At 33.7% G+C, this 12,098-nt stretch carries 10 protein-coding genes and 1 other RNA gene; 5 read left to right on the top strand and 6 right to left on the bottom strand.

What is annotated here, in order from left to right:
- Positions 1 to 449 precede the first annotated feature (449 nt).
- Positions 450 to 1,913 (top strand): RNA polymerase factor sigma-54, encoded by a 1,464-nt coding sequence (gene rpoN / locus AC6CHK_RS15545; protein ID WP_498097690.1) that lies wholly within the window; start codon positions 450 to 452, stop codon positions 1,911 to 1,913.
- 71 nt (positions 1,914 to 1,984) lie between these two features.
- Here the strand turns inward: rpoN and AC6CHK_RS15540 are convergent, their stop codons facing one another.
- From AC6CHK_RS15540 to AC6CHK_RS15525, 4 genes are all read right to left on the bottom strand, one after another.
- Positions 1,985 to 3,877, bottom strand: a complete 1,893-nt coding sequence (locus tag AC6CHK_RS15540) for a CotH kinase family protein (protein ID WP_498097688.1) — start codon at positions 3,875 to 3,877, stop codon at positions 1,985 to 1,987.
- A 35-nt stretch (positions 3,878 to 3,912) separates the two neighbouring features.
- On the bottom strand, positions 3,913 to 4,266 hold the full coding sequence (locus tag AC6CHK_RS15535) for a hypothetical protein (RefSeq protein WP_498097686.1): 354 nt from the start codon (positions 4,264 to 4,266) through the stop codon (positions 3,913 to 3,915).
- A gap of 214 nt (positions 4,267 to 4,480) precedes the next feature.
- Positions 4,481 to 5,155 (bottom strand): DUF8845 family protein, encoded by a 675-nt coding sequence (locus AC6CHK_RS15530; protein ID WP_498097684.1) that lies wholly within the window; start codon positions 5,153 to 5,155, stop codon positions 4,481 to 4,483.
- Positions 5,148 to 5,639: an RNA polymerase sigma factor gene (locus tag AC6CHK_RS15525; protein WP_498097682.1), complete on the bottom strand. Its 492-nt coding sequence runs from the start codon at positions 5,637 to 5,639 to the stop codon at positions 5,148 to 5,150. Before AC6CHK_RS15525 ends, AC6CHK_RS15530 begins: the two co-directional genes overlap by 8 nt.
- Positions 5,640 to 5,813: 174 nt before the next feature.
- On the opposite strand from AC6CHK_RS15525, the gene rnpB reads away from it, so the two are divergent.
- Positions 5,814 to 6,135: RNase P RNA component class A (gene rnpB / locus AC6CHK_RS15520), an RNA gene on the top strand.
- Positions 6,136 to 6,241: 106 nt separating this feature from the next.
- Here the strand turns inward: rnpB and AC6CHK_RS15515 are convergent.
- Both AC6CHK_RS15515 and AC6CHK_RS15510 read right to left on the bottom strand, forming a co-directional pair.
- Complete coding sequence (locus tag AC6CHK_RS15515; protein ID WP_498097680.1) at positions 6,242 to 7,111, bottom strand: polyphosphate kinase 2 family protein; 870 nt, start codon at positions 7,109 to 7,111, stop codon at positions 6,242 to 6,244.
- Between the two features lie 123 nt (positions 7,112 to 7,234).
- Positions 7,235 to 7,690, bottom strand: a complete 456-nt coding sequence (locus AC6CHK_RS15510) for a DUF1573 domain-containing protein (RefSeq protein WP_498097678.1) — start codon at positions 7,688 to 7,690, stop codon at positions 7,235 to 7,237.
- Positions 7,691 to 7,818: 128 nt separating this feature from the next.
- Between AC6CHK_RS15510 and AC6CHK_RS15505 the strand changes: the two genes are divergently transcribed.
- The 3 genes from AC6CHK_RS15505 (at position 7,819) to AC6CHK_RS15495 (ending at position 12,067) form a co-directional block, all read left to right on the top strand.
- A complete protein-coding gene (locus AC6CHK_RS15505; protein WP_498097676.1) occupies positions 7,819 to 10,434 on the top strand; it encodes a valine--tRNA ligase in 2,616 nt (871 codons plus the stop codon).
- A 72-nt stretch (positions 10,435 to 10,506) separates the two neighbouring features.
- Positions 10,507 to 11,148, top strand: coding sequence for a DUF4241 domain-containing protein (locus tag AC6CHK_RS15500; protein WP_498097674.1), 642 nt, complete (start codon positions 10,507 to 10,509; stop codon positions 11,146 to 11,148).
- A 31-nt stretch (positions 11,149 to 11,179) separates the two neighbouring features.
- A complete protein-coding gene (locus tag AC6CHK_RS15495; protein ID WP_498097672.1) occupies positions 11,180 to 12,067 on the top strand; it encodes a ribokinase in 888 nt (295 codons plus the stop codon).
- Positions 12,068 to 12,098 lie beyond the last annotated feature (31 nt).

Genomic DNA, 12,098 nt, shown 5'->3' with positions numbered 1-12,098 from the left:
AGACGTTTTACCTATCAGTATTTGATGTAAGAAGAATTTGAGTTATAGTAGCTAAATATACTTTACTTATTTAAATATTGTTTACTGAAATGAAAATATATTTTGCGACAGCAAGAATATTGTTTATAGTAGAAAGGATATACTCAGTAAAGTATCATTTAAGTTTAATCTCATCAAGGGTTCTCGAAGTTTAAATGTGTTGTAAAGCCCCGATTGAACGGTTTGTCTTAGCTCTTTTTATAAGGCAAGAATTCTGCTCGGAATAAAAAAGCGAGTAGTGAAAGCGGGTGTAAGCTCATGAAAATAAATATTCTATGAAAAAGCAAAAATCTCATACCACAAGTATGAGATTTAATATACCACATATAGCAAAAATCGTGCTAAAAATTATTTTTATCAAAAAAAAATTATTAAATTCGTAGAATACGTTATGTTAAACAAAAGTCAATATGCTTAAACAACATTTACAACTTAAATTAGGACAAAAATTGGCGCCCCAACAAATTCAATTGATGAAGTTGATACAGCTTCATACTTTGGAATTTGAAGAAGAATTGGAAAAAGAGCTTGAAGAAAATCCTGCCTTAGAAGTAGTAAAAGAAGAACCTAAAGAAGATGAATATTCGTCTTTAGAAGAATCTTATGAAAGCGAAGGTACAGACAGTATAGAGACGGATTTTGATGTAAACGAGTATATTTACGATGATGAGCCGAACTATAAAACAGCGTCCAGCAATTATTCTGCAGACGATGAAGATTTTGATAATGAAAGTCTTTTAACTGAAGGGCAGTCGCTTTACGATTATCTTATGGAACAGATTAATCTTATCAATATAAATGATGAAGATTTAAAGATTGCGGAGTATATCATCGGTAATTTAGATACTGATGGATATTTGAGGAGAGAAATAAAATCTATTGTAGATGATCTTGCTTTTTCTCAGGGAATTTATACCACAAAAGAAAGAGTTGAAGATATTTTAGAGAATTATGTGCAAAAACTTGATCCGTCAGGTGTGGGAGCGAGAGGATTGCAGGAATGTCTTCTTTTGCAGATCGAGAAAAAAGTAAGTGCAAATAAAGCGGTTTCTTTGGCTGCAAATATTCTTAGATTCCAGTTTGATGCTTTAACCAATAAACATTATAATAAGATCATTCAGAAATATGATATTGAAGAAGAGGATTTGAAAGATGCTTTAGAGGAAATTTCAAAACTTTCACCAAAAGTAGGCGGTAACTTTGATACGCAAACGATTACCATCAATCAGGAAATCATTCCGGATTTTGTAATTCAGGTAAAAGACGGGCAGGTAATACCAATGCTGAACAGCAAGAATGCACCAACTTTAAGGGTTTCTGAAGAATATAAAGATATTTTAACGACTTATTCTCACGATAAAAATTCTTCTGAGCACAAACAAGCTGCGTTATTTATTAAGCAAAAACTAGACGCTGCAAAATGGTATATTGACGCAATTAATCAACGTCAGAACACGCTTTTGCAAACTATTAATGCAATTGTTAAATTCCAGCATAATTATTTTATTACAGGTGATGATAAGTCTCTGAAGCCGATGATTCTGAAAGACATTGCCGACATTACAGGGTTCGATATCTCTACAATATCGAGAGTTGTAAAAAGTAAATATGCAGATACTCCAAACGGGATTATTTATCTTAAAGATCTGTTTTCGGACAGCTTGACCAATGATGATGGCGAAGAAGTTTCTACTAAAGAAATCAAAACTCATCTTCAGGAAGTAATAAGTAAAGAAAATAAAAGAAAACCGTTAACCGATGATGCTTTGGTTGTTATTTTAAAGGAACAAGGTTATAATATTGCCCGAAGAACAATCGCAAAATACAGAGAACAGCTCAACATTCCTGTTGCAAGATTAAGAAAAGAGCTTTAAAAAATATAATTATCTAAATAAAAAATGCATTCAAATTTTGAATGCATTTTTTATTTATTAAAAGTTATAATTTAGTTTTTAATGAATTGTACTGTTTTATTTTGCTTATTGGTATATATTTTTGCTATATAAGTTCCTTTCTGCAAATGCTCAATATTAAGAGTAACTTTATTTGAATTTGTTACTTTATCATCAACTTTTTGCCCAACCATATTATATATTTCTATTCGATTGATAATGTCGTTATTTATGACAAAATTAATTAAAGAATTACTAGGATTTGGGTATACAAAAACCATTTTATCTTTATTTGAAGCTTCTCCTACAGATAAAACGGCTTCATTATTTTGGTTATAAGTTGGATTTTTTAGCACAAAGTTACCTGTTCCGTTAGGAATTCTGGCGTAGCTAATATTAGGAGTTTGTATTCCAAAAGTTACAGAATCTATAATTGTACCGTCAACTTTGGATAAAATAACACTTTCTCCCGACGCTGATAATTTGATATTTACATGAACACCGTCCGTTTGTGTAAGATCTTCATCTGCCCAAATCATTAAATAACCATTTGCCGGAATAGATATTCCATTTGGAAATTGCCATTTTTGTAGATTAGCAGCATTATCGGTAAGGAATAGCCCATCTAAAGATATGGTATTAGCGGTATTGTTATATAATTCTATCCAGTCTTCGAATTCACCCGCAACATCGGAAATTGTAGTTGTATTTTGAGCCATTAATTCATTTATTTTAATTTCTCCGGTATTTATAGAATTTGTAGCATTTATTGAATGAAATTCATGCTCAGCTCTGGCTGGTGAAAAAGCTCCTATTGCATTATTTTCTGCATAAATATAATACTGCATCGTAACGTTACTTAATAAAATAGGTGCAGTCCCATATATATTATCTCCGGCAGCATCGTCGTTGTGTGCACCATCGTCGAACATTTGCACTTTTACAAATTTATTATTCAGATTGTTTCTATGCCCGAAAAATACAGCATCATTATTTGTATTAATTACCGTTGCTTTGAATGATATATTTGTATTAATCAACGGTGAAGCCTGAGAAGGTGTAATATTTGAGATTATGGGTTTTGTAAAAGATAAAACAGGGTCATTTTGTAAAAAAGTTTTTCTTAAAGACATTAGTTCTGAAATACCGTTAGCTGTAAAATTATCGTGTACTAAAGTGCTGGTTGTCATTCCATTTTGAAATAAAGTGTATGGATAAAATTTATTTACATCATTTTGTACGGACGTATCTATGAGCGTTCGCAATGCATTACTTTTTGTAATATAATAGTCATTACTGAAATTTTCATTTAATATTGTATTCATATGCGCCAGATACATTTTTCTGTATCTCGGATTTGATAATAACTTGCTGATCAGAGGCCAGTTAGCGCTATTCTCGTGGGCATATATATCCAGCTCGGCTTTCTCTGTTAATGATGCTAATCTAACAGTACTAAATTTCAATAAATCAAATGTGCCAAATGACATATTCAGATCCCAAACTATCGGACTGAATCTCCCAGTATCATCTTTATATAGATAATAATTATTATTGATGAGTCCTGTATAGCTGTCTAAATTGACCATTACGTTGTTAAATGCCAGCATCCACAATGTCCTGTCAACATCCAAAACTGTTTCAATCTGTGAAGTATTGTTGTTTAATACATCTATGAAATTTATAAGATCATCCCAACCCGTGGCTGACTTCATTTCAAATGCACCCTGATAAGCAGCAGGATTTGGTCCATAATAAACCAAATCTGGCTTGATCGTAGAATTTGGTGAAGCTCCTCCGGCTATTTCAGCTTCAAAAAAAGGATTATTATTAGACCCGAAATGATCTTTCACAAATTTTTTAGTAATAGCTTCTGTATTCACATACAATCCTATTAAAACATTATTCACATACACAGTAGTATAGTTTGCCTTTGGGGCGTGCATATATTTATTTATAATGTCATATGAAACTATTTCTCTCACAAATGATGGATCAAAACATTACTTAATTTAATATCCTTTATCCCATTATAATCTTGATCCTGATAAGTATCCAATTCAATATGAAAAGGGTTTTTTGCGAAAGTGTTTCTAAAAGAGCTATTCCCTTTATATTTCACTCCGACGTTTTGAAAAACTGTACCATTGATAGATACTGATTGCGCAGGTACATATCCTAAACCATTTATTTTTGCATTTATTAATGTATTGTTCCAATTTGGATCAGTAAATGTAATCCTGATTTCCTGTATTGTATTCTGATCATAAAAGTTTTGTGAAAAAATAAATGAACACTGAAAAGTAAGTAATATTAAAAGTAATAATTTTTTCATTTGTATAATTTTTTTGATTTTTATTTGTGTGGGTAAAACTAAAGATAATAATTGCAAAAAAAAGGTGACTAAAGTCACAGAAATGTTATTTTCGTAATTTTAATGTCTTTTAATTATATTTAATTCAAATTATTGTAAAAAAATATGTTTATATAAAAAAACAAAAGAGCATTTCAAATGTGAAATGCTCTTTGATTATTTAAATTTAATATTTTTAGTTTTCCTGAGAATCTATTTCCTTAAGCTGATTTAGGTTCTTATCAAGTTTCCTGATTATAATTCCATAAACTACTCTGTAATACAACCAAACCATCAGCACCGCAAGAATAGTACTGATAATAATCCCGACAATAAAACCTGTAAGTGAAGAATTGCTGACTTCCACATTTTGTATATTGACAATGTAAAAAACAAAAATTGTAAAAATTGAAGTAACGGTAATTAATAAAACAATGTTAATTAATATAAAAGCATTCACTGTTTTTTTGAAATTAATAATTTTAAGGATGAAACTTTTGAGATTTTCCTCAATTTTTATACCCTTATAGTTTTGATAAAATTTATATACAAAGTAAGCTGTTATTGATAAGCTTAAGATTTTCAGCACCAAAAAAACATTGTCAAAAGTTGTTTCCAGCTCTAAAGTTTTGTTTACGCCAAGTCTTTCGAGAATTTTCAGATATGAACTAGATTCTTTCCCCTGAATTATATAAAACAATCCAATTGCTGTAATAAATAAAAATTCGGCAACGCTGATCCAAAAAATATATTTCACATAGTTGCGCGACTTTCTGTTGAGCATCTTCAGGATCTCATTATCGTCATATTTCTGTTGAACAGGCTGTTCCTGCCAAGCTTTTTTAAGGCTGTGTAAATCAAATTCAGGCATATTTTTGCATCTGTTCTTTAAGTGTTTTTTTTAATCTGTTCATTTTCACGCGCGCATTCACTTCGGTAATTCCGAGGTTTTCTGCAATATCCCTATAAGGCAAATCATCCAGATACATCATCACAATAGCTCTTTCTACATTGGGCAGAGTTTTTATGACGGTATAAAGCAAAGAAATCTGCTGCTGCTTATCGTCATCATCTTCTACAAAATCTCTATGATTAATATCCAATTCGTTGGTTGGCAAGCTTTTGCTTTTTTTTCTGAAAAGTGTAATTGCGGTATTGAGAGCCACCCGATACATCCAGGTAGAAATTTTTGAATTTCCTTTAAAAGAATCGTAACTTCTCCAAAGCTGTAAAACGATTTCCTGAAAAAGATCTTCCTCATCTTCCAGAGAATTGGTATAAAGCCGCGAAACCTTAATAATCAAGCCCTGATTATCCTTTATAAGCTGCGCAAACTCTTTCTCTTTAGAAATCAAAATAAATATTTAGAAACACGAAGATAATAATTTATTAGTCAATTGTGAATTTTACTTCGTAAGTCAATCGTGAATTCCTCCAAAATTTAAAAGCAAAGTTTTAAATTGATAACCAAGTGAATTAGCCACTTACAATTCACCCTTATCTCGTGCAATTCCGTATCTTTGCATTCACGAGAAAGTCGGCTTGTTGATTCTTACTTCGGTAAGGGTAGGAAAGTCCGGACACCATAGAGCAGCAAAGCGGATAACATCCGTCACCCGTGAGGGTAGGACAAGTGCAACAGAAAGCAGGTACAGTTCGGCTGTAGTGAAACCAGGTAAACTCTTTGCGGTGCAATGATAAGTATATCGGTTCTTTTCAGCAATGAAAATAGGGGCGGCTCGCTCTGAAAGCCGAGGGGTAATCAGCTAAAGTTTTTGCAGCAATGTAAAACGCAGATAAATAACAGGCACTTTTTAAGTACAAAATCCGGCTTATAGATTTTCTCGTGATTTTTTATTAAATGCCACGAATACACGAATATTTTAGAGACTTTTTATTTATACTCGTGCATTCGTGGCAATTTACTTTTATATATCTTTAGTTCTAATTGAATATTCTACTCGCTTTCCAACTGCTTTTTGGCCTCATCCAAACTAGTTTTGCCTTCTTTTGAAAGTTCAGGAAATTTTAAATTCATTTTTTCTAAAGTTTCAATAATGATCTCTATTGCTGCTAATCTTGCAAACCATTTATTATCTGCCGGAATTACATACCAAGGCGCATGCTCTTTTGAAGTTTCATTTATTGCAGTTTCATAAGAATCCATATATTGGTCAAATAAAGCTCTTTCGGGCAGATCGGCTGCGGAGAATTTCCAGTTTTTTTCCTGCTCGTTGATCCGGTCGAGAAGCCTTTTCTTTTGTTCATCTTTTGAAATATTCAGGAAAATTTTAATAATTGTGGTTCCGTTTTGGGAAAGATGTTTTTCAAAATTTTTGATGCTTTCATAACGGTTTGTCCAAAATTCATTATCAAAATCTTTTACAGAATCCCATGTTTTTTCATTTAAATTGTATTCCGGATGCACTTTACAGACCAAAACACTTTCGTAATGCGAACGGTTGAAAATTCCGATCATTCCTTTTTGTGGAACTGCTAAAAAATGTCGCCAAAGAAAATCATGAGAATATTCTCTCGAACTTGGCGTTTTAAAGCTTGTAACGCTACAACCTTGAGGATTTACGCCACCGAAAACATGCTCAATTAAGCTATCTTTTCCGGCTGCATCCATCGCCTGCAATACGACTAAAAGTGATTTGCTGCCGTCTGCATACAGTTTCTCCTGCAGCTCGCGTAGTTTTTCTTTTTCCTGAACCAGCAATTGAGCTCCTTCATCTTTGGTTAGCTTTCCTTTATATTCTGTTGGAACTTTTTTTATTGAAAATTTTCCATTGATCTTAAAATCATCTGAGAAATTGATATTCATATATTTATAATTGTGAAGATTACATTCTGATGTTTAGTTTGGTCAAAATTCAGCCAATTCAACATTAAATGTAATAAAAAAACCGCCTCATTTGAGACGGTTTAATAATTTTTTGAGTAAAAATTATTTTTTCGAAGCCATTTTAGCTGCTTTTTTTTCTGCTTTAGCTGCTGCTTTTTCTTCAGCTGCAGTTAACGGTTTTGGTTCAGGAGCGTTTGGGCTTACTTCACCTTTGATGTAGATTACACTTCTGCTGTTCACAGGATCGTTAGAAAATACTTCGATCATTTTGTTGAATGGAGAAACAGTTGCAGTGTTATATCCAACTTTAATTTTAGTAGATTTACCTGGCATGATCGGGTCTTTGCTCCACTCAGGAGTTGTACAGCCGCAAGCTGGCTTTACATTTGAAAGGATCAAAGGTTTGTCACCAGTGTTTGTAATGGTGAAAAATCTGTGACCGTCAGAGTTTGGCTTAATCATACCATAATCGTAAGTGGTTTTATCAAATGTAATTGTTTGCGCAGAAGCCAACGCAAAAGTTCCGAATAATGCAATTCCTGCAAATAAATTTTTCATATTCTTGAATGTTAATATGTTTGTTAGATAATTTTTGAGAAACAAAGTTAAAAATTATTTTAATTAATGCTTACATTTTTTTACTTTAAACTATTTTTGCAAATTATAAGTTAAAGAAATTAGAATTTATGCAGATTTCAGAAAAGTATAATCCACAGGAAACAGAACAAAAATGGTACAAATTCTGGCTTGAAAATAAGTTTTTTCATTCAGAACCAAACGAAAAGCCGCCTTATACAATTGTAATTCCACCGCCGAATGTCACAGGAATTCTTCACATGGGGCATATGCTGAATAATACCATTCAGGATGTTTTGGTCCGCCGTGCAAGAATGCAGGGCTTCAATGCCTGTTGGGTTCCGGGAACTGATCATGCTTCGATTGCTACCGAAGCAAAAGTTGTTGCCAAGCTGAAATCTGAAGGAATTAGTAAATCAGATATTACTCGTGAAGAGTTTTTAAAACACGCTTGGGAATGGACCGATAAATACGGCGGAACAATTCTTGAGCAACTGAAAAAGCTGGGCTGCTCTTGTGATTGGGACAGAACACGTTTTACACTGGAAGAAAAGCTTTCTCAGCAGGTGGTAAAAAGTTTTGTTGATCTTTATAATAAAGGATTGATATACAGAGGTTACCGAGTTGTAAACTGGGATCCTGAGGCAAAAACGAATATTTCTGATGAAGAAGTAATTTTTAAAGAACAAAACGGAAAATTATATTTCCTTAAATATAAAATCGAAGGTACAGAAGAGTTTCTTTCGGTGGCTACAACGCGTCCTGAAACCATTTTTGGAGATACTGCCGTTTGCATCAATCCAAACGATGAAAGATATGCTCATCTGAAAGGTAAAAATGTAATCGTACCGATTGTAAATAGAATTGTCCCGATTATTGAAGATGAATATGTTGATATAGAATTTGGAACAGGTGCTTTAAAAATAACGCCGGCTCATGACGTGAATGACTACGAAATCGGCCAAAAGCATCAGCTGAAAATGATCGATTCCTTGGATGATGAAGGAAATCTGAACGAGCACGGCTTACATTATGCAGGAAAAAATAGATTTGACGTAAGAAAACAAATCGCAAAAGAATTGGAAGAAAAAGGTCTTTTGCTAAAGGCAGAAGATTATGTAAATAAAGTAGGAACTTCTGAAAGAACGGGCGCCGTTATTGAGCCGAAAGTTTCTGTTCAGTGGTTTTTAAAAATGTCTGAAATTGCAAAGCCGGCTTTGGATGTTGTAATAGATGATGAAGTAAAATTCTATCCTGAAAAGTTTAAAAATACCTACAAACATTGGATGGAAAACATCCGCGATTGGAATATTTCCCGTCAATTGTGGTGGGGACAGCAAATTCCCGCTTTCTATTATGGAGACGGAGAAAATGATTTTGTAGTTGCTGAAACAAAAGAAGAAGCTTTAATTTTAGCTAAAGAAAAAACTCAAAACCCAAATCTTGAAATTTCAAACCTAAAACAAGATGAAGACGCTTTGGACACTTGGTTCTCATCATGGTTGTGGCCAATGTCGGTTTTTGATGGCTTGCTTGATCCTGAAAATAAAGATATTAATTATTATTATCCGACTTCAGATTTGGTAACAGGTCCGGATATTATTTTCTTCTGGGTTGCCAGAATGATCATGGCAGGATTGGAATACAGAAAAGAAGTTCCGTTCAAAAATGTTTATTTTACAGGAATTGTAAGAGATAAGCAAAGGAGAAAAATGTCTAAACAATTGGGCAATTCGCCCGATCCTATAGAATTGATTGATAAATATGGTGCTGATGGAGTTCGTGTTGGGATTTTACTAAGTTCTGCGGCTGGAAATGACCTACTTTTCGATGAAGATCTGATGCTTCAGGGAAGAAATTTCATGACGAAAATCTGGAATGCCTTCCGATTGATTCAAAACTGGGATAAAGAAGATAAACCAATCAACACGTCCGACAGCGAAGCTATTGAATGGTTTGGATATCAATTAAATAAAACAATTATCGAAATCGATCAGCAGTTTGAAAAATTCAGGATTTCTGACGCTTTGCATTTAATTTATAAGCTTATTTGGGACGATTTCTGCGGTTGGTATTTGGAAGCAATAAAGCCAAATTATGGAGAAGGTATTTCTAAAGACGTGTATGATCAGACGATTATTTTCTTTGAAGAATTGATGAAGCTTTTGCATCCGTTTATGCCTTTCTTATCGGAAGAATTGTGGCAGTTGATTTCTGAAAGAAATATTGAGGAAGCGCTGGTAATTGCTCAGCAGAAAAAGGCGGAAGAGTTTAATGAAGAAAAAATTAAAAACTTCGAAACGGCTAAAGAATTGATTTCGGGAATTAGAAATTATCGTCAGACAAAAGGGATTTCGCCAAGAGAAGCTGCGGAAGTTTATACCAATGCAAATCAGTTTGAAAATGAAGCAGTTATTAAAAAATTAGCTCATGTTTCTGAAATTCACTTCGGACAAAAAACTGATAAACCGAGCTTTACATTTTTGGTTGGATCAACAGAGGTTTCAATTCCGCTAAGCGAAAATTTAGATTTAGAAGAAGAAAAAAAGAAAACAGAAGAAGAAGTAAAATATCTGAAAGGATTTTTGATTTCTGTTGACAAAAAGCTTTCCAATGAAAAATTCGTTGCCAACGCAAAACCTGAAGTCGTTGAAGTTGAACGCAAAAAGCAAAAAGATGCGCAAGATAAGATTGCGATTTTAGAGGAGAAATTGAAGAGTTTGTAACTGAGGTTGAGACTTAAGCTAAGGTTGAAATAATTCTTAATTCTTAGCGTCAACCTTAACCTAAAAATTAAAATGACACACTTAGAAAACATAAAAAAACTTTTTTCAAAAGACTTTGTAGAAAGTCCGCTATTGGAAAGTTTTGAAGTTGGGAAAATTTATCTTCCGACCGGAAAGCTGGTTGCATGCGATCCTTTAATAACGAATGATATGCAGCCTTTTTCTACTCAATTCCCAAAAGGTGATTTTACGGTTTTACTACACAAAGAAAGAGAAAGCAATTGTGTGGCGTATGCGGAGATAATTTTCAGCGATTCCGAAATATCTTCATGGAAACTGGCGACGACAGATTCTCAGAATATCAAAGATCTGGCAGAAGGTGAAGTGTTCGGTTATCCTGTGGAAAGCGGAATGGGATGTATTATGGATGTAGAAACTCAGGAAAGCCTGAACGATCTTGAAAAAATGCTGTATCGCAGAAAAGGAGTGGACTTTAAAGGGATTTACGAAGAATTCTTCCACGAATATTTTTTTGATGAAAACGGCGCAATAGATCAATATGCTTTTTTAAAACCTTCGGAAGAACTTCCGGGAACTATTTTTGCCTTTGAAACAGGATATGGAGAAGGTTTCTATGCCAGCTATATTGCATTTGATAAAAATAATGCACCTGTAAAAATAGTCACCGAGTTTATCGAAATATTGGTTAATTAAAAAATATTATCTTTAAACAAAAGATTAAAATATGAACTTTTCCTCAGAACAACCCAGAATCATTGTCGTAGGCAGCTGCTCGTTGGACTTGGTTTTATATACGGAAAAAATACCTTTTTCCAATGAAACGGTTTTAGCGCACAATTCTGAAAATTATTTTGGTGGAAAAGGAGCCAATCAGGCTGTAGGAACTGCCCGGCTTGGCGCCAATGTCTATTTCATAGGCTGTGTAGGTATGGATCCACTTGGCCAGCAAATCATGCGAAATCTCGTCAACGAAAATGTAAATGTTGGCTTCGTAGCAGAAACCGATAAAGAATCTACAGGAACGGCTTATGTTACAAGTACGGATGGCGAGGTGGCAATTGTAGTGGTGCCGGCAGCAAACAATTATCTCAGCGAAAAAAATGTTGAAGATGCCGACAAATATATTTATGCGTCTCATCTTGTGCTGCTTCAGTTGGAGATTCCTATGAATGTAATCGAGTTTACGATAAAAAAAGCAAAAAAATATGGTAAGCTGATTGGTTTATACGCTTCTCCCGGAAGACCGCTCAGTAACGAAATTTTAGATAATGTAGATTTTATTGTTGCTAAAAGTAACGAATTGTCTGTCATTTTTGGCGAAGATCAAAAAGAAAAAGTCCTGAAAAAATATTTTAATAAAGTTTTCATCAGAGATGAGACCAATTCTACGATTTATTTTGACGGAACTGAAATGAAATATTTCCGAGACGAAGACGAAAGCATGGTTTATAAAATGGGCATGGGCGATGCTTTTACTTCAGGATTTGCCATCGCGCTGTGTCATGGTAATTCGATAGAAGATTGTGTGAAATTCGGGAACGAAGTATCATCAAAAGTATCTTTGGGGAAAGGCGCACAAACAGCGCTTCCAAAACTTTCCGAATTGTTATGACAATTATTTGATGCATATTGAAAGTTTAGAA

Source organism: Chryseobacterium sp. GQ58 (assembly GCF_059758895.1).
The sequence above is the reverse complement of the archived record's forward strand: the minus strand, read 5'-3'. Positions and strand labels throughout refer to the sequence as shown.